Annotated in this window: 19 protein-coding genes and 1 pseudogene; 9 read left to right on the forward strand and 11 right to left on the reverse strand. The window is 72.7% G+C overall.

The window, feature by feature from the left end; all coding sequences use genetic code 11:
- Positions 1–182 precede the first annotated feature (182 nt).
- Positions 183–2270 (forward strand): SpoIIE family protein phosphatase, encoded by a 2088-nt coding sequence (locus ACIBBD_RS11655; protein ID WP_399419155.1) that lies wholly within the window; start codon positions 183–185, stop codon positions 2268–2270.
- Positions 2271–2301: 31 nt separating this feature from the next.
- Entirely contained in the window at positions 2302–3165 is an 864-nt protein-coding gene (locus tag ACIBBD_RS11660; RefSeq protein ID WP_399419156.1) for an Fpg/Nei family DNA glycosylase, read from the forward strand.
- A 137-nt stretch (positions 3166–3302) separates the two neighbouring features.
- Here the strand turns inward: ACIBBD_RS11660 and ACIBBD_RS11665 are convergent, their stop codons facing one another.
- The 5 genes from ACIBBD_RS11665 to ACIBBD_RS11685 all read right to left on the reverse strand — a co-directional run bounded on the left by ACIBBD_RS11665 (position 3303) and on the right by ACIBBD_RS11685 (position 7871).
- Positions 3303–5249, reverse strand: a complete 1947-nt coding sequence (locus ACIBBD_RS11665; RefSeq protein WP_399419157.1) for a caspase domain-containing protein — start codon at positions 5247–5249, stop codon at positions 3303–3305.
- 3 nt (positions 5250–5252) lie between these two features.
- A complete protein-coding gene (locus tag ACIBBD_RS11670; protein WP_399419158.1) occupies positions 5253–5639 on the reverse strand; it encodes a hypothetical protein in 387 nt (128 codons plus the stop codon).
- Between the two features lie 232 nt (positions 5640–5871).
- On the reverse strand, positions 5872–6525 hold the full coding sequence (locus ACIBBD_RS11675; RefSeq protein WP_399419159.1) for a zf-HC2 domain-containing protein: 654 nt from the start codon (positions 6523–6525) through the stop codon (positions 5872–5874).
- 141 nt (positions 6526–6666) lie between these two features.
- On the reverse strand, positions 6667–7185 hold the full coding sequence (locus ACIBBD_RS11680; protein ID WP_399419160.1) for a hypothetical protein: 519 nt from the start codon (positions 7183–7185) through the stop codon (positions 6667–6669).
- Between the two features lie 137 nt (positions 7186–7322).
- Positions 7323–7871 (reverse strand): sigma-70 family RNA polymerase sigma factor, encoded by a 549-nt coding sequence (locus ACIBBD_RS11685; RefSeq protein WP_399419161.1) that lies wholly within the window; start codon positions 7869–7871, stop codon positions 7323–7325.
- 221 nt (positions 7872–8092) lie between these two features.
- Between ACIBBD_RS11685 and ACIBBD_RS11690 the strand changes: the two genes are divergently transcribed.
- Complete coding sequence (locus ACIBBD_RS11690) at positions 8093–9244, forward strand: CapA family protein (RefSeq protein ID WP_399419162.1); 1152 nt, start codon at positions 8093–8095, stop codon at positions 9242–9244.
- Between the two features lie 79 nt (positions 9245–9323).
- On the opposite strand, the gene ACIBBD_RS11695 is transcribed toward ACIBBD_RS11690, so the two are convergent.
- On the reverse strand, positions 9324–9785 hold the full coding sequence (locus tag ACIBBD_RS11695; RefSeq protein WP_399419163.1) for a universal stress protein: 462 nt from the start codon (positions 9783–9785) through the stop codon (positions 9324–9326).
- 171 nt (positions 9786–9956) lie between these two features.
- On the opposite strand from ACIBBD_RS11695, the gene ACIBBD_RS11700 reads away from it, so the two are divergent.
- Positions 9957–10796, forward strand: a complete 840-nt coding sequence (locus ACIBBD_RS11700) for a polysaccharide deacetylase family protein (protein ID WP_399419164.1) — start codon at positions 9957–9959, stop codon at positions 10794–10796.
- Positions 10797–10933: 137 nt separating this feature from the next.
- Here the strand turns inward: ACIBBD_RS11700 and ACIBBD_RS11705 are convergent, their stop codons facing one another.
- Positions 10934–11605, reverse strand: a complete 672-nt coding sequence (locus tag ACIBBD_RS11705) for a class F sortase (protein ID WP_399419165.1) — start codon at positions 11603–11605, stop codon at positions 10934–10936.
- Between the two features lie 1075 nt (positions 11606–12680).
- Here ACIBBD_RS11705 and ACIBBD_RS11710 point away from each other — a divergent pair.
- Positions 12681–13082, forward strand: a pseudogene (locus ACIBBD_RS11710) (hypothetical protein); the annotation flags it as partial.
- Between the two features lie 117 nt (positions 13083–13199).
- Here ACIBBD_RS11710 and ACIBBD_RS11715 read toward each other — a convergent pair.
- Both ACIBBD_RS11715 and ACIBBD_RS11720 read right to left on the reverse strand, forming a co-directional pair.
- Positions 13200–13964, reverse strand: coding sequence for a hypothetical protein (locus tag ACIBBD_RS11715; RefSeq protein ID WP_399419166.1), 765 nt, complete (start codon positions 13962–13964; stop codon positions 13200–13202).
- A 21-nt stretch (positions 13965–13985) separates the two neighbouring features.
- Positions 13986–14123: a hypothetical protein gene (locus ACIBBD_RS11720; RefSeq protein ID WP_399419167.1), complete on the reverse strand. Its 138-nt coding sequence runs from the start codon at positions 14121–14123 to the stop codon at positions 13986–13988.
- A gap of 813 nt (positions 14124–14936) precedes the next feature.
- Between ACIBBD_RS11720 and ACIBBD_RS11725 the strand changes: the two genes are divergently transcribed.
- The 3 genes from ACIBBD_RS11725 to ACIBBD_RS11735 all read left to right on the forward strand — a co-directional run bounded on the left by ACIBBD_RS11725 (position 14937) and on the right by ACIBBD_RS11735 (position 19147).
- On the forward strand, positions 14937–15926 hold the full coding sequence (locus tag ACIBBD_RS11725; RefSeq protein WP_399419168.1) for an SCO0930 family lipoprotein: 990 nt from the start codon (positions 14937–14939) through the stop codon (positions 15924–15926).
- 276 nt (positions 15927–16202) lie between these two features.
- A complete protein-coding gene (locus ACIBBD_RS11730) occupies positions 16203–17015 on the forward strand; it encodes an SAM-dependent methyltransferase (RefSeq protein ID WP_399419169.1) in 813 nt (270 codons plus the stop codon).
- Positions 17012–19147, forward strand: a complete 2136-nt coding sequence (locus ACIBBD_RS11735) for a putative bifunctional diguanylate cyclase/phosphodiesterase (RefSeq protein ID WP_399419170.1) — start codon at positions 17012–17014, stop codon at positions 19145–19147. Before ACIBBD_RS11730 ends, ACIBBD_RS11735 begins: the two co-directional genes overlap by 4 nt.
- Positions 19148–19502: 355 nt before the next feature.
- Here ACIBBD_RS11735 and ACIBBD_RS11740 read toward each other — a convergent pair whose 3' ends face one another.
- Positions 19503–20348: a LysR family transcriptional regulator gene (locus tag ACIBBD_RS11740; RefSeq protein WP_399419171.1), complete on the reverse strand. Its 846-nt coding sequence runs from the start codon at positions 20346–20348 to the stop codon at positions 19503–19505.
- Positions 20349–20474: 126 nt separating this feature from the next.
- On the opposite strand from ACIBBD_RS11740, the gene ACIBBD_RS11745 reads away from it, so the two are divergent.
- On the forward strand, positions 20475–21365 hold the full coding sequence (locus ACIBBD_RS11745) for an NAD(P)H-binding protein (protein WP_399419172.1): 891 nt from the start codon (positions 20475–20477) through the stop codon (positions 21363–21365).
- Between the two features lie 41 nt (positions 21366–21406).
- Here ACIBBD_RS11745 and ACIBBD_RS11750 read toward each other — a convergent pair whose 3' ends face one another.
- The gene (locus ACIBBD_RS11750) at positions 21407–22291 is read right to left on the reverse strand and encodes a LysR family transcriptional regulator (protein WP_399419173.1); all 885 of its coding nucleotides are present in this window, start codon (positions 22289–22291) and stop codon (positions 21407–21409) included.
- Between the last annotated feature and the right edge of the window lie 84 nt (positions 22292–22375).

Raw genomic sequence — 22375 nt, forward strand, 5'->3', positions numbered from 1 at the left:
TGGTGCGCTCCTCACTCCATTCTGACGCCGGTCCCCGTGCGTGTTCCTCACGTCGGCCCGGGCAACCCGGCGAGTGCGGCAGACGGACGGGGTGGAAGCGCGGACCTCGAGCGTGTCGCTGATCCGGGTCGAAAAACCTGATCCAGGTCGAAGAATCGGACAAATGCTGGCAAGGTGGCTCCATGGCTGATCGGGGAGCGAGCGCGCTGTCCCTCCCGGCCGACTGGCCCGCCCAACCGGATCCGATCCTGGCGCTCAACCGCATGGGCAGTTTCGACTGGGACCTGGACTCCGGGCTGTTCCACATGGACGCCCGCGCCCACGAGATCTTCGACGTGCTCCCCGACCAGTACGACGGCCGCCCGGAGAGCCTGTCCGCGCGCGTCCCGCCGGCGGAGGCCACTCGGCTGGACACCCTCGTCGCCCAGGCCATCAAGGACGGCAGCGAGAACTACGGCGCCTACTTCCGCGTCCGCCGCCGCGACGGCTCCCTGTGCTGGACCCACACCCAGGGCTACATCCGACGGGACCGGACGGGCCGTCCCCGCAGGATCATCGGCATCGTCCGCGACGCCACCGAGGAACTGCGCGACCTCGCCGACCGCCGCGACGGGGCAGCGCTCGCCGTCGCGCGCCGCGAGCAGACCAACGTCGTGCAGCTGGCCACCGCCGCCCTGGCGCACGCCCGGACCGTGCAGGACGTGATCGACGTCCTCAAGGACACCCACGGCCTGACCCATCTCGGCGCGACCAGCCTCGTCATGGGCCTGGTCGAGGCCGACCGCATCCGGCTGATCGCCGAGGGACCCGCGGGCAGCTTCGTCCCCGGCACCCTCGTCACCAGGATCGACGAGCCGTACCCGATGAGCGAGGTCGTGCGCACCCTCACCCCCCGCTTCATCGAGTCGCCGGACGAGTTCTCCGCCGCCTACCCCGTGCTGTGGCCGCACATCACCGACCTGAAGATCACCTCGGCCGCCTATCTGCCGCTGATCGTCCAGGCCCGCCCGATCGGCTCCATGGGCCTGCTCTACAGCGACCGGCACGGCTTCACCCCCGAGGAACGCAACATCCTCGTCGCCCTCGGCAGCAGCATCGCCCAGAGCCTGCAACGGGCCATGTTCTACGAGCAGGAGAAGGACATCGCCCAGGGCCTCCAGCAGGCCATGCTGCCCCGGACCATCCCCAGCGTCCCCGGTGCCGACGTCGCCGTCCGCTACCGCGCCGCCACCATCGGAGGCTCCCGCGGCCGGGACATCGGCGGCGACTGGTACGACCTGGTCCCCCTGCCCGGCGGCCGCGTGGGCGCCGTCATCGGTGACGTCCAGGGCCACGACACGCACGCCGCCGCCGTCATGGGCCAGCTGCGCATCGTCCTGAAGGCGTACGCCTCCGAGGGCCACACCCCGGCCACCGTGATGGCCCGAGCCTCCGTGTTCCTGCACGAACTGGACACCGACCGCTTCGCCACCTGCCTGTACGCGGAGGCCGACCTGTCCACCGGAGTGGTCCAGGTGGTCCGGGCCGGCCACATCGACCCGCTGGTGCGGGGCACCGACGGCGGCTGCCGGCGGATCCCCGTCCCCGGCGGGCTGCCGCTCGGCCTGTCCGCCGAGTTCGGCAGCCTGGAGTACCCGGTCTCCACCCTCGAGCTCGATCCCGGCGAGACCCTTCTGCTGTGCACCGACGGCCTGGTCGAGCAGCCCGGCGCCGATCTCGACGACGGCATGCGGACCCTCACCGCCCTCGTCGCCGCCGGCCCCGACGACGTACGCCGGCTCGCCGACCGTCTGATCGACATGGCCGAGGAGCGCGGCGGCGACGACGACGTGGCCCTGCTCCTGCTGCGCCGCCGGGGCCTCGACAGCCCTCGGGCCGGAGGCCGCCTCCAGCAGCGCGTCGCTCCCGGCGACCCCGAGGCCCTCACCTGGGCCCGGCACATGATCCGCGGTGCCGTCGGCGCCTGGGGCGGCCGCGACCGCACCGACGAGATCGAACTGGTCGCCGACGAACTGATCACCAACGCCCTCATGCACACCGAGGGCGCCGCGATCGTCACCGTACGGGTCCTCGACGGCTCCCAGCGCCGTCTGCGCGTCGAGGTCGAGGACTCCTCCAGCGCCCTGCCGCGCCGCCGTGAGGCGGGGGTGTCGGGCGTCTCCGGACGGGGCCTGCTCCTGGTGGACCTGCTCACCGACGTGTGGGGCGTGGAGGCGCGGGGCGGTGGCAAGTGCGTGTGGTGCGAGTTCGTGGTGGAGCGGCGGACCTGAGGACTCCGTCCCCGGATGGCACTCTGGACGTATGCCGGAACTCCCCGAGGTCGAAGCGCTCAAGGACTTTCTGACCGAGCACCTGGCCGGCCACGAGATCGTCCGGGTGCTGCCCGTCGCGATCAGTGTCCTGAAGACCTACGACCCGCCCCTGACCGCCCTGGAGGGCCGGGAGGTCACCGCGGTGCGGCGGTACGGCAAGTTCCTCGACGTGGCGACGGCCGGCGACCTGCACCTGGTCACGCACCTCGCCCGCGCGGGCTGGCTGCACTGGAAGGACCGCCTCCCCGACGGCCCGCCCCGCCCCGGCAAGGGGCCCCTCGCGCTGAGGGTCGCGCTGGAGACCGGCGCGGGCTTCGACCTCACCGAGGCCGGCACCCAGAAACGCCTCGCGGTGTACGTCGTGGGCGACCCGCGCGAGGTTCCCGGGGTGGCCCGTCTCGGCCCCGACCCCCTCGCCCCCGACTTCGACGAGGAGCGCTTCGCCGCCCTCCTCGGGGGTGAACGGCGGCAGCTCAAGGGAGCCCTGCGCGACCAGGGCCTGATCGCGGGCGTCGGCAATGCCTACAGCGACGAGATCCTGCACGCGGCGCGGATGTCCCCCTTCAAGCTCGCCGCCTCCCTCACCCCGCGCGAGACCCACACCCTCTACGAGGCCCTGCGCTCCACCCTCACGGACGCGGTGGAACGCTCCCGGGGCGTGGCGGCCGGCCGGCTCAAGGCGGAGAAGAGGACCGGTCTGCGCGTCCACGGCCGCACCGGCGAACCGTGCCCGGTCTGCGGCGACACCATCCGTGAGGTCTCCTTCAGCGACTCCTCACTGCAGTACTGCCCGACCTGCCAGACCGGCGGAAAGCCCCTGGCGGACCGGAGACTGTCACGGCTGCTGAAGTAGCCGACGGGAGCCGGCGGCTGCGGGAGCCGGCGCGGACGGGCGGGAGCCGAGCGGCCGGCGAAAGCCGCGGCGGGCCGGTGGCGGGCGGGACGCACCGGCACAGTCGGGCGGTCCCGGGACCCGGGCGGTCCGGCAGGTCACTGCATGTCGCGTGCCACGAAGTAGGCGATGAACGCCAGCGCGGCAAGGACGAGGGCGGGGATCGCCAGGCCCTTCGTCACCGTGGTCATGGTCTCCGTGGCGCTCGCCGCGGCGGGGGTGCAGTGGTCCCGCCGCACGGTCAGCTCGTGCCGGGCGAGCGCGCCCGACAACAGCGCCGCCGCGGCGGTGAGCAGCGACGTGGTGAGGGGCGCGAGCATCCCCGCCTCCTGGACGTGGTCCCGCAGGTAGCCCACCTGCCCCTCGGCGCGCCGGTTGTCGACGGCCTCCACCGCTGCCTGGACGGCGATCACGAGGGTGACGAGCGCGGTGACGGCCAGGGCGAGGGCCGCGACCGCGAGGGCGGGCGCGCGCCGTGACCCGGGCCGCGTCGCTCGGAACCCGGGCCGAGTCGGTCCGGACGGGATCGAGCCCGGCGGAGTCGACCCGGGCGGGATCACCCCGGGCGTGAGCGGTTCCGGGGGAACCGTGCCGGGCGGGGACGTGCCGGGCGGCGGTTCGGGCGCGGCGGGCTCCTGGGTGATGCCGGCGGGCTCGTCCGGAGTGGGCTCGACGGGCTTGGGCTGGACGAGGACCGTGTCCGGCGCGGCGCTCGGTCCGGTGGGCGGCGGAGGCAGCCGGGGTGGCTCGGGGAGGTCGGGCGCGTGTTCCGGCTCGGGCTCACGTGCGGGAGCGACCACCGCCTCCACGTGGACCACCGCGTCGTCGGCCACCCCCTTCAGCACGATGTCGCCGGACAGGTGTCCCTCGGTGGGTGTCTCCACGCGGACCTTGAGACCGTCCTCGGACGGTTCGACGCGCAGCCAGGACTCGGTGGACTGAGCCACGCAGTGCTGGGCGAGGGGCGGGCCGCCCAGGGTCACCGACTGCGGCTGTGGCGACGATCCCTGCGGCACCAGGCCGAAGTCCAGGCTTTCCGGAGAGGGCGTCGGGCGGATCTCCCGCAGGGCCCGGCACGCCTGCTCGGCGATCTGCCGGATGTCGTTGCGCGAGATCTCCTCCAGGTTCTGGCGCGCCCCCTCGGCGATGGCCAGGGAGTCGTCGTGCAGCCGCGCGCGCAGCTCGACGACCGCACCCTGCCGGGTGAAGGCGTTGTCGCTGTTGACGGCGGCCAGCAAGGACGGCGGCGAGGGGATCACGGGGATCTTGATACGGCCCCGCGGGCTGTGCGCCAGATACAGGTCGCCCTGCATCTCCACGGTCCGGCTCGGCGTCTGGTTCGGGTTCTGCTCCCGTACGTGGTCGAAGACGTAGTCGTACAGGTCGTCGAGGGAGACCTCGCCGTCCGCGTCGAGATCGGCCTCACCGGTCTCCAGACCCTGCACCACCGCGTGGGTGAACACCGACGGCCGCGGACCGGTGGTGTCGGCGAGCTCGGGACCCTCGAAGGCGTACTCCATGGAGTTGGAGGCGGTGATGACGGCCCAGCCCCGCCCGCCGGGAGGCTTGTCTCCGGTGAAGGACTCGAGGACGTTCACGTCGCCGGCCGCGCGTACGGAGGACGACCCCCGGGAGAAGGCGCCGCCGTAGCAGCAGTCGAGGAACAGGACGGTGCTGCCCGCCCGGGTGCGGCGCATGCACCGGTGCACGAACTGGGCGGGGATCGCCGTGGCGTCCAGCAGCCGGGGGTCGGTGTCCCTGGCCGCGAAGTACAGCTCGCCGGACTCGCTCTTGAGCCCGTGGCAGGAGAAGTGCACCAGCAGGGTGTCGTTCCGCCGGCGGTCGTTGAAGAAGGCCTGGATGCGCCGGTTGGTGACGTTGACCGGCTCGTTGCGCACGACCTCGACCTCGAAGTCACCGATCCTGGGATCGCGCAGGACCTCGGCGAGGGCGGCGGCGTCCCGCGCCGGTGCCCTGAGCTTCTTGAGACCCTGGTCGTCGTAACGGTCGTTCGCGATGATCAGCGCGTGCCGGGAGTCCGTCATGAGTCAGGCCTCCGCCGGGGCATGGCGTCGCAGGAAGAGGTCGAACGCCTCCGTGACCTGTTCGTCGGTCGCCTCGGAGATCTCCAGGACGTCCTCGTCCAGTGTCAGGCGCAGCGACGGGCGCTCCTCCCGGCACCGGCCCAGCCAGCCCCTCAGGACGGTCACGACCTGGCTGAGGGCGGTGGCCGAGCTGCCCAGGGCCACCAGCAGGGACCCGATCTGGGTGACGTCCACGGCCCGCGCTCCGGCCGGGACCTCCCCGCCGGGAACGGCCCTGACATCGTCGACGTCGAGATCGAGGAGTTCCTCGCGCAGGTAAGCGGTCAGTTCCGCCACGCGTTCGGCTTCCGCGCCCTCCTCGGAGAGGAGGATCAGCAATTGGTTCTCCACGGCCCAGCCCCTTCGTCGTGCTCCCAGGGGCGGCGCGGAGCGGGCCCATCACCAGGCTCCACGTCCGCTCTCTCCAGTCTCCGGCCACCGCCGGGCCGGGGCAACCCAGGCCGGGGGACGGCGCGCTGACCGGGAAGGCACGTCGTGCCAGGGTGCGGCTCGGGCCTCGGGCGGGGCGGCGTCGCGGGCCTCGGGCGAGCCGCCGCGAGCAGCGCGCGAGCCGCCGGCGGAGTCATCGCGGCTCCAGGGTCACGAGCCGCTCGCCCTCCTTCGTGCGCACCTCGTACCGCGCGATCTCGTCGGGGTGCAGGGCCGAGCCGCCCTTCATCGTGTTGGGGCGGGCGTCGTGGTGCGGGACGTTCCAACTGGTGACCGTCTGCTCCGAGCCGTCCCGGCCGACGACGACCAGGTGGCAGGCGCGCGGGCCCGCGGCGTCCTTGACCCGCAACTCGACCTGGCTGCCGTACACCTCGTCCTCGATCGTCACCTGCGCCCACACCCCCGACCTCTCGTCCGTGGCGGTGACCCGTACGGTCTCCTCACCGCCGTCGGCGGCCCTGAGCGCGACCGCCGGCCCGGCGAGGGCGACCACCACGGACGCGGCCAGGGCGAACAGCAGCCGGCGTTTGGCGGCCCGGCGCCTGCCCGCCACCTCGCCCAGGAGCCGGTCCAGCAGCCGCGGCCCCGGCCCGGCGAAGGGGTGCACCGTGCGCGGTGTCGCCCGCCGGTACAACATCAACTGCCGGGTGGTGGGGCCGAACTCGGTGACCTCCGCCGCGCACCGAGGACACTCCATGAGGTGGTCCTCGAAGCGGAAGGCCTCCGCCTCGTCCAGCACGCCCAGCGCGTACGCGCCGACGTCGCGATGCCTCTCCAGGGACCTCATGCCGAAACCTCGTGCCGTTGAGTGCCAGTGGGGTTACTCCTTGCTCCCACCGGTACGGACCAGGCACACGAATCACTCAAGGGACGTACCGAATCGTGACCCGAGTATTCGGAGCGGTCGGGGCCGCGGATTGGTCGGAATCTAAAAAAGATGGATCGCGAGGTGCCCCAGGGGCAGTCCGAGCTGCCAGGCGGGCGTCCAGACCTTGGGTCCCTCGTCCTCGCCGGCCCCGGGCGGCGCGCCGCCCGGCACCGCGTTGAGGTCGGGGGCGAGCAGCTCGGTCTCCTCCAGCCAGCGCCAGGCCGCCGACGCCAGCTCCAGATCGGGAGCGGGTTCCCCCGACTCGGCTGCCTCGGCGGTCAGTCGGGCCATCCGTTCGTCGACCCAGTCCTGCCACTGCTGGTCGTAGGCGGTCAGCGAGAGCCAGGTCTCCAGCTGGGTGACGACCCGGATGCCGGGGAGTTCGCCGTCGGTGTCGGACAGGAAGATGGTCAGCGCCAGCGCGTCGCGCCCGGCGCGGAACTCGAAGGACGTCGGCGGCATCAGATCGCCGGTCCGCAGCAGTTCGTCGGCGATGTACTCGGCGTAGAACCAGGCCATGGGGACGGTGAGCGCACCGCCGCCGGAGCCGTCCGTGCTCTGATGACCTCTGTGCAGCATCCCTTCCTGCCTTCCTCCGGTGCGTGCGCGTCACCCGCTGCCGGGATCCCCCATCCGGAACACGGATAAGGACACCCGATTACTCAACCGAGGTGTTCGGCAAGGCGCTTTACGGAGGTTTGACTCGCCCGTGGGTTTCAGCGCAGGTCGGCCGCGTAACCCGGAAGCACCCGACGCAGGGCGCGCAGCGCGTAGTACGCGCGGGACTTCACCGTACCGGGCGGAATTCCGAGGGTTTCGGCGGCCTCCGCCACACTGGCCCCCTGGAAATACACCAGCACCAGGACTTCACGGTGTTCCGGAGTGAGTGTCTTCACAGCCTCGCGCACATCGAGGGCCGCGGCCGCCCGCTCGGCGTGGTCGGCGCAGACCGGCGCGTGCTCCAGCACCGCGTCCCCGACCTCCGCCGGCCGGGCCTGCCGGGCCCGCCGCGCGTCGATCGCAAGCCGCCGGGCCACGGTGAGCAGCCAGGGCCGTACGGAGTCGAAGGCGTCGGCGCGCAGTGCCTCGGGATGCTGCCAGGCGCGCACCAGGGTCTCCTGGACGAGGTCCTCGGCCCGCTGGCGGTCGCCGTCACACAGCCTCAGCAGCAGCGCGTAGAGCGGCCGGCCGTGCTCGCGCTGGAGCGCGGCGAGCTCGTGCTCGGCGGTCGTCGTCCTGGTGGTGAGGGTGGTTCCGGCCGTCATGGGCGTATGGCACCGCAGGGCGGCCGGGAGGGACAGGCCACGCACACGGATCTGCGACGGACGGTCGATCGCGTCGACGAACGGTTCGACGAACGGTCCGGGCTACGCCGATCGCGCGCATCGCGCGGGGCGACGGGAGCGCCGGGGGCGCGCTCCTCCGCGCATGGATTAGTAGTGAAGCGTGCGTAAATATGACAATCCGTATGAAACGGGGTGAGCCGGTGTTCGCACGCAGACACCAAGTGGCCCTGGTCCTGACGGCCGTCCTCGCGGCGGCCGCGGACTGCCAGGCCCACGACCACCGGTCGGCCGCCCGGCCGGGAGCCCCGGCCCCGGCCGCCGACCGCGACTTCACCCTCGTGGCCACCGGCGACGTCCTCCCGCACACCTCCGTCCTCGAACGGGCACGCTTCGACGCCGGCGGCAACGGCTACGACTTCCGCCCGATGCTCGACGGCGTCAAGCCCCTCGTCTCCGGCGCCGACCTCGCCCTGTGTCACCTGGAGACCGCCTACGGCGCGAGCGACGACCCCACCGGCCGCCCCCTCGTCACGTCCCCGCCCGAGATCGCCGACGCCCTCGCCGCCACCGGGTACGACGGCTGCTCCACCGCCTCGGACCACAGCCTCGACGACGGGGCCGCCGGCGTCCGCCGCACCCTCGACGCCCTCGACAGGGCCGGCGTACGTCACACGGGCACCGCCCGCACCGAGGCAGAGGCCGCCTCCGTCACCCTGCTGCGCGCGGGCCCCGCGAAGGTCGCCCACCTCGCCTACACCTACGACACCAACGGCCATCCGCTCCCCGAAGGGCAGCCGTGGGCCGTCAACCGCATCGACGAGAACCGGGTCGTCGCCGACGCCAGGACCGCCCGGGCGGCGGGCGCCGACGTGGTCGTCGTCTCCCTGCACTGGGGCACCGAGTGGCAGGATGCGCCGGACGACTTCCAGTTCACCCTCGCCCGGGCGCTCACCGCCTCCCGCACGGACGGCCGCCCCGACATCGACCTCCTCCTCGGCGCCCACGCCCATGTCCCGCAGGCGTACGAGAAGGTCAACGGCACCTGGGTCGTCTACGGCCTGGGCGACCAGGTCGCCGGTGACCTGTACAACCGGCAGGGCCTGCGCGACCCCCGCGGCAACCAGTCCAGCGCCGCCCGCTTCACCTTCACCGCCCCCACCCACCCCAAAGGCCGCTGGGAGGTGAAGAAGGCCGCGTTCGTTCCGCAGTTGTTCGACATCGACGCGGGCCGGGTGGTGAACCTCAACAAGGCCCTCGCGCAGGGCGCCGACGTCCGGGGCGTACGCGACCGGATCCGCGACGTCGTGCTCAGCCGGGGCGCGGCCGAGGACGGCCTGGCCATGGGGGAGTGACGAGACCTCCCCGGGGGCTCCCCGGGTGACGGAGGCGACGGTGGTGACAGCGACTCGGGTGAGCGGGGTGACGCGGGTGCTACGGCACCACCGTCACCGGCCACCGCCCCGCCTTCACCAGCCGCACCGCGACGGACCCCACGATGCGATGGCCCGCCTGCTCGGAGGCGCCCACCACCACCGCGTCCGCCTTCAGCTCGTCCGCCGCGCGCACCAGACCGTTGTAGGGGTCGCCACGGAAGGTGTGGAACTCCCAGCGCACGTCGAATATCCCCTTGAGCCGCTCGGCGGCGTCGCGGATCTGCGCCACGATGTCCTCGGCGATCTCGTCGGTCGTCTCCGCGACCGGCGCCCCGAGGACCGAGCTCGCCGCCATGACCGGCTGCACGTACACGACGGCGAGCAGCGCCCGCTGCCGCCGGGCCAGGCCGCCGGCGTAGGCCGCCGCCCGCAGGGAGGAGTCGGAGCCGTCCACGCCGACCAGGATGACCTTCGGGCCGTCCGTGCCCCGTTCGAACGCGGAGGAGTGCTGTTCCGTCACGCCACCGAGGCTATCGGAACCCGCAGGTCCGGCCCCCCGCGGGCGGTTCGACGGGCGGGCTCCGGCGGGTTCGGCAGGGTGGCGCCGAACACTGCGCCGGGCGGGTGGATTCATGCCGCCGGCCCGGTGTCGACGGGGTGCGTCGGGTCCCCGCCGGGCGACTGATGACTCATGCAGAAGGATCAGTTGTTCACGCGCCGCCGGATGCTGCTCGCCGGCACCGCCGCCGTCGGAGCGGTCGGCACCGCTGGACTGTTCGGGTGGGGAACGGGCGGCGAGCCCGGCCGCACCACCGCTCCGGCCGCCGGCGCCCCGGTGCGCCGCCTCCCGATGAAGCCCTCCGCCCACCGCCTCCAGCCACTGGCCGGATACGGTCCGCTTTCCGTCGCGCCCCGCCGCCCGCCCGTGCGGCGCACTCCGCTGCTGCGGATCTCCGGCCGCGGCCGGACCATGGTGCTGACCTTCGACGACGGCCCCGACCCCCGCTACACCCCCGGCATCCTCGACACCCTCGCCGAGTACGACGTACGGGCGATGTTCTTCGTGTGCGGGGAGATGGCCGCCGAGCACCCGTATTTGCTGGCCAGGATGGCCGACGAGGGGCACGTCGTCGGCAACCACACCTGGTCCCACCCTCTGCTCACCCGGCTCACCCGCCGTCAGATCCGCTCCGAGATGTCCCGCACCTGCGACGTCATCGAGGACGCCTACGGTGAGCGGCCCCGCTGGTTCCGCGCCCCCTACGGCGCCTGGAACCGCGCCGCCTTCCAACTCGGCGCCGAACTCGGCATGGAACCGCTGGCCTGGACGGTCGACACCCTCGACTGGACCACCCCCGGCACGCGCACCATCGTCGACCGGGTCGAGCAGGGCGCCGGCCCGGGCGTCGTGGTGCTCTCGCACGATGCCGGGGGCGACCGCAGCCAGAGCGTGCGGGCCCTGCGGACGTACCTCCCGCAGCTCCTGGACGCCGGGTACCACATCTCCGTCCCCCACCGGCGGCACCCATAGCGGGACACCCGGCGACCGCACCGGGCGGAACACCGGCGACGCACCGGGCGGGACACCCGGCCACCGCACCGGGAGGGGCCCCGGCGGACGCCCGGTCGGGGACGCCGGCGGGGCCCCTCCCGCCCGGTCGGGATGGCTCAGTGCACCTCGACCAGGCGGGCGAAGACGACCACGTTGCCGTCGTAGCCGTTCATCTTGGAGAAGCCGCCGCCGCAGGTGATCACCCGCAGTTCCGGGGATCCCTTGGAGGCGTAGACGCGGTCGCCGGGGAAGTTGTTCTTCTCGAAGACCTCGACTCCGTAGATCTCGAAGACCGCGGTCTTTCCGTCCTTGCGCGCCACCTCGACGCGGTTGCCCTTCTTCAGGGCGCCGAGGCCGTAGAACACGGCAGGTCCCTGCTGGTTGTCGACATGACCGACGACGACCGCCGTCCCCTTCTCGCCGGGGGAGACGGCGCCGGTGAACCAGCCGGCCAGGTTCGGGTCCTCCGGCGGCGGCGCGGCCACCCAGCCGTCCGTGTCCAGACCGACCGGCACGATGGGGGCGTCCACCTGGATGGCGGAGATCCGGACCCGGTCGGGCACGCCGTACGGCAGCGGTTCCGCGGCCCGCCCGAGGGTGCCTTGGGCGGCGTGGGCGTCGGCGGCCGCCGCCGAGGCGGGCTGCGGCGGGCCGACGTCGAACTCCCCCGAACCATTCCGGATGAGGGCGAGGCCGGACAGCAGAACAAGCGCTATCACGCCCCAGGGGGCGCGCTTCTTCGGCCGTTCCTCCTCTTCCGCCATCGCGGACAGCCCGTACCCGTACATTCGCCATCCCCTTTCGACGCGGCCGTCGCCACGTCCTTTCGCGCATACCAGGAACGCTACGTCCCGCACGGGAAACCGGCGACGGGGCAGAAGCGAACGGGTGGCCCCCGCGCTGTTCGGTGCGCCATCCGAGTCGCCGCCGACAGGAAATTTCTGACAGTCCGTGACCTGCGGCGATATCCCCCGTCGAGCTGTTCGCCCGGCGTGTCGTCTCACCAGGACGGACCACTCCCGAAATGCGGGGGAGTGCAGGGCATCTGAGGGTCATTGCGGGAGGCGTTTGCTCGCCGACATGCCGGGGACGGGCCCCGGGGCGCCTTCCGCGGAGGATCACATGCGAAACTCACGTGCCCTGGCGGCCACGGCCATCGCGGTCGCCGTCCTCGGGCTCGCCGCCCCCGTGGCCGTCGCGGACGGCATCCCCAACCCCGGCAGTCAGAACGACAACGGCTTCTTCGGCTCGGGCAACAACGAAGGGGGCGGCAACGGCTATCAGGGCGGGGGCCGCCCCGGAAACAATTTCCAGGGTGGCGGTAACGGGAACAACGACGGGGGCCGCCCCGGCAACAATTTCCAAGGTGGCGGTAACGGCGACAACGACGGGGGCCGTCCCGGAAACAATTTCCAGGGTGGCGGCAACGGCTATCACGGCGGGGGTCGTCCCGGAAACAATTTCCAGGGTGGCGGCAACGGGAACAACGACGGGGGCCGTCCCGGCAACAACGTGGGGGGTGGCAACGGCGACAACGACGGGGGCCGCCCGGGCAACGACTTCGGTGGCGGCGGTAACGGCGACAACGGCCACGGCGGCAATGGCGGGAACGGCAACGGTAACGGCGGCAACGGCAACGGTGACGGCGGCAACAACTTCCAGGGTGGTGGTAACGGCAACAACTTCGGCGGCAACGGCAATAACGGAAACAACGGCAACGGAAACCACGCCGGTGCCGGGGGCAATGGCAACCAGGCCGGTGCCGGCGGCAACGGCAACGGCAACGGCAACCACGCCGGTGCCGGCGGCAACGGCAACGGAAACCACTCCGGCAACGGCGGGAACAACAACAACTTCGGGGGGTCCCCGAGCAACATCGTGGCGCTGCCCAGCATCGTCGCTCGCGGCGGCCAGCTGACCGTCACGGTCAACGGCTGCCGCAGCGGCGGCACCATGAGCTCGGACGCCTTCCGCACGACCAACCTCACCTCGATCAGCGGCGCCGGCGGGACGTCACGGGGCACCGCGACGGTCAACAACAACGCGACCCCGGGCGCGCACAGCATCACGGTCAACTGCAACGGCAAGACCCTGACGAACCCGACCGCCTTCACCGTCCTCGGCGGTGTCCGCGGCGGTATCGGCGGCAGCAGCTCCAGCGGGGCCACCCCGACCGACATCGCCATCGGCGGCGGGCTCGTCGCCGCGGCCGTCGTCGGCGGCGGGATGTTCTGGATGCGCCGTCGCGCCGAACGCCGCACCTGAGCCCCCGCGGTGCACCCCTCGCCGTCGGGGCGGACGTCACAGCACGCACGGAACGGGCCTTCGCTCCGGTCCCTTCCGGGACCGGGGCGAAGGCCCGTCACGGGACGGCGGCGATGGTCAGCCCTTGGCGTCCGGGAAGAGGGCGAGGAAGGGCTCGGTGGTCGCGGTGATGCCCCGGCTGTAGGGCGCGTCGAAGTCCCAGATCAGGAAGAGCAGGAAGGCGATCAGGGCGGAGAACAGTCCGGCCAGGATCAGTTCACGGCTGGTGCGCCGGATCTGGAGCGCGAAGACCATGCCGATGGTGATGACGGCCCCGGCGACCAACCCGAACCACACCACCCCGGGCATGGTGGGATCCATCGAGTCCGCGCGGGCGGTCCGCGCCTGGTCGGCGGCGGTCATCTGGTCCAGGAGCGGCTGGTAGGCCTGCGCCTCGAAGTCGGACGCCGGCCGGTAGTCGGTGAGGTCGACCCGCAGGCGGTGGAGGAGTGCGTCGCCGCGCTCCGTCACCCGTCCCTCGTCGGCCATCGTCTTCCACTCGGTCGTGACGACGTGTCCGACATAGGCGTTGACATCCTCCCGAATGCGCTCACGCACACCGGCCGGGTACACCCGCACGCGCTCGTCGATCTCGTGCAGCGCCTGGGCCTCCGCCTGGACGTGGTCCTGGGCGATGCCGCGGGCCTCCCAGACCCCGGCGATGGCCAGGCCCAGGACGATGGCGTACACCACGCCGATCCACATGGTCATGTACTCGATGACGTCAGGGGTCTCGGAGGGGTCCTCGTCCTCGGCCGCCGTACGGTGCCGGACGAGGGTGATGACGACCACCACCGCGCAGGCGGCGACCATCGCGAGGGTGAGAACAAGCCATTCCGGCAAGAGGTGCCTCCAGGGGCGGCGTCAGCGCGGCCGCAGCGCGGCGACGGCGACCACCGCGGGCGCGGTGATGAGCAGGACGTAGGTGACCGGCGACGGGCCACTGCGGGTGGGCCGCGGACGCGGCGCCGAGTGGTACGCCGGGTAGTGCACGGGGGTCACGGAGGGACGTGGTGTGGGCTTCGGCGTCGGAGTGGGCTTCGGGGGCGGGGCGGGTGTGGGGCGCGCGCGGACGGGCTCCGGCGGAGGGAGCGGCGCCCCGGGCCGCGGTGGCGCGGGCGCGGGCGGAGGGGGTGCGGGCGGAGGGGGTGGCGGCGTGGGCCTCGCGCGCGGCGGCGGGGTCGGGCTCGGCGCTGGGGGAGGCGTGGGCGCCGGCTTCGGCGGCGGCGTCGGTTTCGGCGGCGGCGGTTTCGGTGGAGGTGTCGGCTCGGGCGGCGGGGGCGTCGGCTCGGGCGGCGGCTTCGGCTTCGGCGGGGGCGTCGGTGTGGGTACGGGGCACCCCGGCGGCGGGGGCCACGGGACATTCCCCGCGACCGCCACCGCCTCGGTGCCGTCCGGGCCCGTCGAGGCGTACGCGCAGGCGTCGGCCACCGCCACCCCGGCCGGCGCGCCCGCGAGGATCCAGGCCGCCGTCGCGAGGGCCAACGCCCGTGCGGCAAGGGCGGATCGGGTCGTTTCGGGTCCATGCACGACGGAGATCATGAGGCCTCGCACTCCCGCGTACGCCTGCGCGCGGGGGTGATTGCCCCGAACGGGGGAAGTCCGCCTCCGGCGGTTCGGCCGGTGGGCGTTCGCCTGTGCGGATCTTCGTACGCGTGTGCGGGCGGGGTGGCCGGAGCGGGCCCCGGTCACAGGTGGCGGAAAGAAAATCGTGCCGTGTTTGAACACAACGCCCACCGGCGTGCGTATCCATGGCCGTGCGGCGGCGCAGCAGGGCGCTGCAACACCCTTGTGATGATCGGGGAGTTGTTGACGATGAAGACCTCCTGGCGGAGCGCCTCACTCGTGGCGAGCGCCGTGTCCGTTCTGGCGCTGACGACGGCGTGCGGTCAGGAAAGCGGTACGTCGAACGCGAGCCAGAACGTGGGGGCCACGGCCCCGGCCGGCGGTATCGCGGGTGTGGGCAGCGGCATCGGCGGGGTCGGCGCCGGCACCGGAACCGGCACGAGCCCCAGTGCCAGCGCCCCGGCGGGCACGGGCGGTGTCGGTGCCGGCACCGGGACGGGCACGGGCACGGCGGGTGAGCTGTCCGTCTCCGCGAACGCGGAGCTCGGCAAGGTGCTGATCGACTCCAACGGCATGACCCTGTACCGCTTCGACTCGGACACCCAGGAACCGCCCAAGTCGAACTGTGACGGCGACTGCGCGACGACCTGGCCGCCCGTGCCCGCGGACGACGCCACGGCCGGCGACGGTATCGACAAGTCGCTGCTCGGCGAGGTCACCCGGTCCGACGGCACCAAGCAGCTGACCGTCGACGGCTGGCCCGTCTACCGCTACGCCAAGGACACCAACGCCGGCGACACCAACGGCCAGGGCGTGGGCGGCAAGTGGTTCGCGCTGGCCCCCGACGGCAAGAAGGCCAAGGTGTCCGACCTGCCCGGGCTGTCGGTGCGCAACGACCCCAAGCTCGGCGAGATCGTCGTCGACAAGAACGGCATGACGGTCTACCGCTTCCTGAAGGACAAGGCCTGGCCCGAGCCGGTGTCGAACTGCAACGGCGCCTGCCTGGAGAAGTGGCCGGCCGTCGCCCCGGTCGCCACCAACGACACCGAGGGCGTCCAGAAGAAGGGCCTGATGAGCTTCACCCGGTCCGACGGGGTCAAGCAGATGACGGTCAACTGCTCGCCGATCTACACCTTCTCCGGTGACAAGGCCCCCGGGGACATCAACGGCCAGGGCGTGGGCGGCACCTGGTACGCCGTGGCCCCCGACGGAAAGCTGGTCGGCGCGCCGGAGCAGTAGAGATCACCTCCCCAGGGCTGATCCCCGCAGCTGCCACGGCACGTACGACCCCCCGGTCCGCCCCCTCCGCGCCGCACGGAGGGGGCGGACCACTGTGCTGTCCGCGCCCCCGTCCTTCGGGTACTTTTCGGGGGCCCGGCCGACAGACGCCGATGCGGCACGTGCCGCAGGCAGTGACCGGGAACGGACGGTCAATTTCCGGTTCTGCTCGCTCGTTTGGCGGGCGATCAGTAGCCTCTGCTCGAACACCGGATCGCCTACGCCTTGGAGAGATGGATGGAGCGTCCCGCCTGGGCCCCACGGAGCATCGACATCTCCGTGCCCAGTGTCTCGCGGATCTACGACTACTACCTGGGCGGTTCGCACAACTTCGAGGTCGACCGGCAAGCGGCCCGCAGGGCCATGGAGTTCATGCCGGGACTTCCGAAGATCATGCAGGCGAACCGGGCGTTCATGCGCCGCGCGGTGCGCTACGCGGCGAGCGAGGGCATCACCCAGTTCCTCGACGTCGGGTCCGGCATCCCCACCTTCGGCAACGTCCACGAGGTGGCCCAGGCCGCCAGTCCCGGCGCCCGCGTCGTCTACGTCGACCACGACCCGGTCGCCGTGGCGCACAGCCAGGCCGTCCTGGAGGGCAACGAGGACGCGGACGTCGTCGCCGCCGACCTGTGCAAGCCGCACGAGATCCTCGCAAGTCCCCCGGTCGGTCAACTCCTCGACCTGGACCGTCCGGTGGCACTGCTCCTCGTTGCCATACTGCACTTCGTGGAGGACGAGGACGACCCGTACGCGGCGGTGGCCGAGCTGAGTGCCGCGCTCGCGCCCGGCAGCCTGCTCGTGCTCACGCACGCCTCGTACGAGGGAATCCCGCTGCCGCCCCGGCGGGCGGAGGGCGCGGTGGACGTGTACAAGGACATTCGCAACCCGCTGATCATGCGCTCGCGCGACGAGATCGCGCGGTTCTTCGAGGGGTACGAGATGGTGGAACCGGGACTGGTGCCGATGCCGCTCTGGCGGCCGGAGACGGCACCGGAGGACGAGGACCCGTATGCCTTCTCCGGTTTCGCGGGCGTGGGGCGTACTTCGTGACCGCCGCGCCGGACGGGCCGGAGGACAGACTGCGGCGGTTCGCGACGATCTGGAGCCGGGCGGTGTTCCCGGTGACGTCGACGTCGCTGACCCGGCCGGAGTTGGAGGAGCGACTCCTCCCGCTGGCCCGGCGGTTGAGCGAGGCACTGCTGGCCAGGTCGTTCGACGCCGGGGCCGCGAAGGAGGTCGGGGCGGCGCTGGTCGACGCGCACTGCACCGACCCGGACGCGCTGAGCCACAGCCTGGACTGCGTCGACGCCTACCTGGTGCTGTACTGCGGCGGGGACGGCCCGCAGGAGGACCTGCGCACCCGCTGCTCGCGGCTGCAGCACGCCATGGCCGCCGGGTTCGCGCAGGCGCTGCGCGAGCGCACGCTGGCCGAGCAGGAGGCCATCGCCCAGGCCGCGTTGCAGGCGCAGGGCGTGGTGGCACAGGCGCTGCACGCGAGCGAGGCCCGCTTCCGCGCCGTCTTCGAGGGCGCCGCCATAGGGATCGGCATCGCCGACCTGGACGGCAACGTCCTCCAGGTCAACGGGGCGATGCTGCGCATGTTCGGCGGCGGCGAGCAGGCGGTGCGCGGCCGCAACGTCCGCGAGTGGACGCACGCCGAGGACGCGCCCCAGGTCTGGCGGCTCTACGAGGAGCTGGTGCGCGGCGAACGCGAGCACTACCACGTGGAGAAGGCGTTCTACCGCCCGGACGGAACGGTCCTGTGGACCAATCTCACGGTCTCCCTGCTCCGCGACGCGGACGGCAACCCGCAGTACCAGCTGGCCCTCATGGAGGACACCACCGAGCGCCGCCTGCTCAACCTGCGGCTGCGCTACGAGGCCACCCACGACGCGCTCACCGGCCTGCCCAACCGCACCCTGTTCTTCGAACGCCTGGAGAAGGTACTGGCGGCCGGCGAGAACCAGCGCTTCGGCCTGTGCTACCTGGACCTGGACGGCTTCAAGACCATCAACGACAGCCTCGGCCACGCGGCAGGCGACCGGCTGCTCGTCGAGGTGGCCGACCGGCTCCAGTCCTGCGCCACCGCGCCGGGCGAGATGGTGGCCCGGCTGGGCGGCGACGAGTTCGTGGCGCTGACCACCGGCCCCGACACCCCCCGCGAGGTCGACGAGCTCGCCGCGCGCATCATGAACGCCCTGGTGGCGCCCGTACGCATCGACGGCCGGGAGCTGACCGTGCGCGGCAGTATCGGCATCGTCGAGGGGCCGGCGGGGGAGCGCAGCCCCGCGGAGGTGCTGCGCAGCGCCGACATCACCATGTACCGGGCCAAGTCGGCGGGCGGCAACCGCTTCGAGCTGGCCGACCCGGAGGCCGACGCCCGCGCGATCACCCGGCACGGGCTGACCACGGCGCTGCCGGCCGCCCTGGAGCGCGGCGAGTTCTTCATCGAGTACCAGCCGCTCGTCCACCTCGGCGACGGCAGTGTGCGCGGCGCGGAGGCGCTGGTGCGCTGGCTGCACCCGCAGCACGGCGTGCTCGGCCCCGACCGGTTCATCCCGCTCGCCGAGCACACCGGGCTGATCGTTCCGCTGGGCCGCTGGGTCCTGGAGCAGTCCGTGAGCCAGGCCCGCGCGTGGCGAGAACGCACCGGGGACACCAGCCCCCTGCGCATCAACGTCAACCTCTCCCCGTGCCAGCTCACCCACCCCGGGCTGGTGCAGGACACCGTCGACATCCTGGAACGCGCGGGCGTCGAGCCCGCGGCGCTCTGCCTGGAAGTGACCGAGTCGGCGCTGATCGGCGCCGACGACGACCTGCTCAAGCCGCTGCGCCGGCTCGCCGAGATGGGTGTCGACATCGCCCTGGACGACTTCGGCACCGGCTACTCCAACCTCGCCAACCTGCGCCGGCTGCCGGTGAGCGTGCTCAAGCTGGACCGGTCCTTCACCCAGAGCATGCAGCAGTTCCCGGCCGACCCCGTCGACCTCAAGATCGTCGAGGGGATCGTTTCCCTCGCCCACAGCCTGGGCCTCGCGGTGACCGTGGAGGGCGTGGAGACCGGCGCCCAGGCCGACCAGCTGCGGATACTGGGCTGCGACACGGCCCAGGGCTGGTACTACGCCCGCCCGGGCCCGCCCGACCGCCTGCACCAGCTGGCCCTGGTGGACGCGACCGGCTGACCGCGGGCCCCTTGTCCCGCTCCCTCCTGCCCCTCGCCCGACGCTTCCGGCACCACTGCCATCCGGCAGCGGACGGCGAGGGGTGATCTCCGGTCAGCCCACGTCGCCTTCCAGGACGGGGCCGGGCGGCATCCCGTCGAACCCGGTCCCTGCCGGCGATCCCGTCGACGGGGCTTTCGACGGCGGGGGCACCGCCGGGCGGGTTGCCCGTGCAGCCCTTCGTGCCCGTCCCCCTGTTCTCCCTCACTGCGCTGGTCACTCGGAGCTCCGGACACAAGGGGCGCCCGGCTCGCGGACTCCCCTTTCGTTCCGAGCCCTTGACCGCCGCTCGTGCGGTGACCTTCGCGTCCGCTCCTCACCCCGCCGCGCGTTCGGCGAGGTCGTCCGCCACGGCGACGGCGGCCCGTACCAGGGCCGCCGTCGCCGTCGAGCGGGACTGCTGCGGCCAGGCGACGGCCAGAACGGCCGGGGGTGCGTCGCGCACGGGGCGGTAGACGACACCGGGGCGGGGGTAGCGGTCGGCGACGGACGCGGGCAGCAGGGGGACCGCCTCGCCGAGGGAGACGAGGGTGAGGAGCTGGGCGAGGTCGGTGCCCCTGCCGCGGACCGCGTCGATGTACGCGTACGCCTCGTCGGCGCGCAGTCCCAGGTCGGCCAGGCACAGTCCGCCCCGCGCGGCCAGCGGATGGCTCGCGGCGAGGGCGGCGACGCGCGGTTCGACGGCCAGGTCCTCCGCGTCGAGGCCGGCACGGTCGTACGGCTCGTAGACCAGGGCGACATCGGCCACGCCCCGGCGCAGCAGCCGGGACTGCTCGTGCCACGCGCACAGCCGGACGGAGACCGGCACGGCGGCCGGGTCGGCCGCGTACCGGGCGAGGATCGCCTCCAGCAGTCCGCCGTCGCCGTCGGCCTTCACGGCGAGCTCCAGTTTCGGCCCGGCGGCGGCCGCACGCCGGGCCCGCCGACCGGCGGCCTCGAGCGCCTCCAGCGCGAACCGGGCCTCCGGCAGCAGGACTTCACCCGCCGGTGTCAGCGTCACGCTGTGCGTGGTGCGTTCGAAGAGCGTGGCGCCCAGCTCCTCCTCGAGCCGGCGGATCGCGCGTGACAGGGGCGGCGGCGAGATGCCCAACCGTTGCGCGGCACGGGCGAAGTTGAGCTCCTCGGCGACGGCGACGAAGTAGCGCAGCGGACGGGACTCCATGGGGGCCTGCCCTCCGATCGGTATTGCCCTGAGGGTAACAAGCGGGAGCGAACCGGTCCTTCAGTTCCCCGGGCACCGGCGGCAGGCTCGACGGCGCCCCAACGATCCCGATGGCAGGAGAAGTTCATGATTGTCGTCACCACCCCGACCGGGCAGATCGGCCGTGAGGTCGTCGCCCGCCTGCTCGACGTCCGACAGGGCTCGGCACCGGTCCGGGTGATCGTCCGCGACCCCGCCGCCCTCGCCCCCGAGGTGCGTGAGCGCGTGGAGACCGTCCAGGGGTCGCACGCGGACCCCGTCGTGCTGAAGGAGGCATTCCAGGGTGCCGACCGGGTGTTCTGGCTGGTCCCGCCGACCCCCACCACGGACGACGTCGACGGGCACTTCCGGGCCTTCACCGACCCGCTGGTCGAGCTGACCGGCGCCGAGGGCGTCACCCGGGTCGTCGCCGTCTCCACCCTCGGCCGCGGGGTCGCGCAGAACGCCGGACTGGTCTCCGCCTCGCTCGCGATGGACGAGGCGATAGCCGCCACGGGCGTCGCCTACCGGGCGCTGTGCGCGCCGTTCCTCATGGAGAACCTCCTCCACCAGGTGGCCCCGATCCGCGACACCGGTGTCTACTCCACGGCCCTGCTGCCCGACCGCGTCCTGCGCCTCTGCGCCGTCCGGGACGTCGCCGCCACGGCCGTACGGCTGCTCCTCGACGACACCTGGTCGGGGCAGGAGGACGTTCCGCTGGCCTCCCCCGACGACCTGACACCCGACGGCATGGCCGGGGTCCTGTCCGAGGTGCTCGGTCGGCCCGTGCGCGCGCGGTTCGTCACCAGCGCGCGGTACAAGGAGACCATGATGCGCTTCGGGGCAACCGAGGCCTGGGGACAGGCCCTCGCCGACATGGTCGACGCCCAGAACGCCCAGGGCCTCTACGGCGCCTCCCAGGCACCCACCCCCGACCTCGCCCCCACCACCTTCCGCCAGTGGTGCGAGGAGGTGTTCGGGCCGGCCGCCGAGAGCTAGAGCCCGTCCGGGGAACACGCCGGGGCGCGAGCCCTGGCCGTTCACCGCTCCAGCAGCATCCGCTGCAGCTCCCTCGCCGCCCGTGGCGGTGCCACGTCGCTGCGGTGCGCGAGGGCGATCGTCCGGTGCAGACCGGGCCGGGCGAGCGGGGTGACCCTGAGCCCCCGGCCCGAGCGGGCCGCCACCATCCGGGGGACGACGGCCACCCCGAGCCCCGCCCGCACGAACCCCAGCACCGCGTCCATCTCCCCGCCCTCCACCGCGAAATCCGGCTCGAAGCCCTCGGCGCGGCACGCGGCGACGGTCAGTTCGCGCAGGTCGTAGCCGTGGCGGAACATCACCAGGCGCTCGCCCTCCAGGTCGGCGATGCGGACCGTCCGCCGTCCTTCGCCGGGTCTCGGCGCCTCGGGGGAGGAGACCACCACCAGGTCCTCGCGCAGCAGCTCCACCGTCGTCAGCGCGGGGGACGGACTCGGCAGGGGCAGGACGACCAGGGCCAGGTCCAGGGCGCCGCGGGCCAGCTCACGGACCAGGTCGTGCGAGCCGCCCTCCTCGATCAGCAGCCGGATGCCGGGGTAACGGTCGTGGAAGGCGCGCAGGACGTCCGGCAGCAGCCCCGTGCACAGGCTCGGGGTCGCACCCAGCCGCACCCGGCCGCTGCGCAGCTGCACCAGCTCCTGCACCTCGTACCGGGCCGTCTCGGTGTCGGCCAGGATCCGCCGGGCCAGCGGCAGCAGCGCCTCGCCCGCGTCGGTGAGGGTGATGTTGCCGCGCGCCCGCAGGAACAGGTCCGCACCCAACTCCCGCTCCAGGGACTTGATCTGCTGCGACAGCGACGGCTGCGCGACGTGCACGAGCTCGGCGGCACGTGTGAAGTGCCGGGTCTCGGCCACCGCCACGAAGTACTGGAGCTGCTGGAACTGCATGCCGCCATGATAGGCGCGCCCTATCGAAACGAGGCGGACCATGTCTTGGACTGATGGCGTCCCGCGGGCCTAGCGTCCTGTGCC

Source organism: Streptomyces sp. NPDC051315 (genome assembly GCF_044455165.1).
Lineage (GTDB): Bacteria > Actinomycetota > Actinomycetes > Streptomycetales > Streptomycetaceae > Streptomyces.

Excerpts from the sequence above, each read along its gene's own strand:
- ACIBBD_RS11655 (WP_399419155.1), top strand. The coding sequence starts at position 183 with ATGGCTGATCGGGGAGCGAGCGCGCTGTCCCTCCCGGCCGACTGGCCC.
- ACIBBD_RS11660 (WP_399419156.1), top strand. The coding sequence starts at position 2,302 with ATGCCGGAACTCCCCGAGGTCGAAGCGCTCAAGGACTTTCTGACCGAG.
- ACIBBD_RS11665 (WP_399419157.1), bottom strand. The coding sequence starts at position 5,249 with ATGACGGACTCCCGGCACGCGCTGATCATCGCGAACGACCGTTACGAC.
- ACIBBD_RS11675 (WP_399419159.1), bottom strand. The coding sequence starts at position 6,525 with ATGAGGTCCCTGGAGAGGCATCGCGACGTCGGCGCGTACGCGCTGGGC.
- ACIBBD_RS11680 (WP_399419160.1), bottom strand. The coding sequence starts at position 7,185 with ATGCTGCACAGAGGTCATCAGAGCACGGACGGCTCCGGCGGCGGTGCG.
- ACIBBD_RS11685 (WP_399419161.1), bottom strand. The coding sequence starts at position 7,871 with ATGACGGCCGGAACCACCCTCACCACCAGGACGACGACCGCCGAGCAC.
- ACIBBD_RS11700 (WP_399419164.1), top strand. The coding sequence starts at position 9,957 with ATGCAGAAGGATCAGTTGTTCACGCGCCGCCGGATGCTGCTCGCCGGC.
- ACIBBD_RS11705 (WP_399419165.1), bottom strand. The coding sequence starts at position 11,605 with ATGTACGGGTACGGGCTGTCCGCGATGGCGGAAGAGGAGGAACGGCCG.
- ACIBBD_RS11725 (WP_399419168.1), top strand. The coding sequence starts at position 14,937 with ATGAAGACCTCCTGGCGGAGCGCCTCACTCGTGGCGAGCGCCGTGTCC.
- ACIBBD_RS11730 (WP_399419169.1), top strand. The coding sequence starts at position 16,203 with ATGGAGCGTCCCGCCTGGGCCCCACGGAGCATCGACATCTCCGTGCCC.
- ACIBBD_RS11740 (WP_399419171.1), bottom strand. The coding sequence starts at position 20,348 with ATGGAGTCCCGTCCGCTGCGCTACTTCGTCGCCGTCGCCGAGGAGCTC.
- ACIBBD_RS11745 (WP_399419172.1), top strand. The coding sequence starts at position 20,475 with ATGATTGTCGTCACCACCCCGACCGGGCAGATCGGCCGTGAGGTCGTC.
- ACIBBD_RS11750 (WP_399419173.1), bottom strand. The coding sequence starts at position 22,291 with ATGCAGTTCCAGCAGCTCCAGTACTTCGTGGCGGTGGCCGAGACCCGG.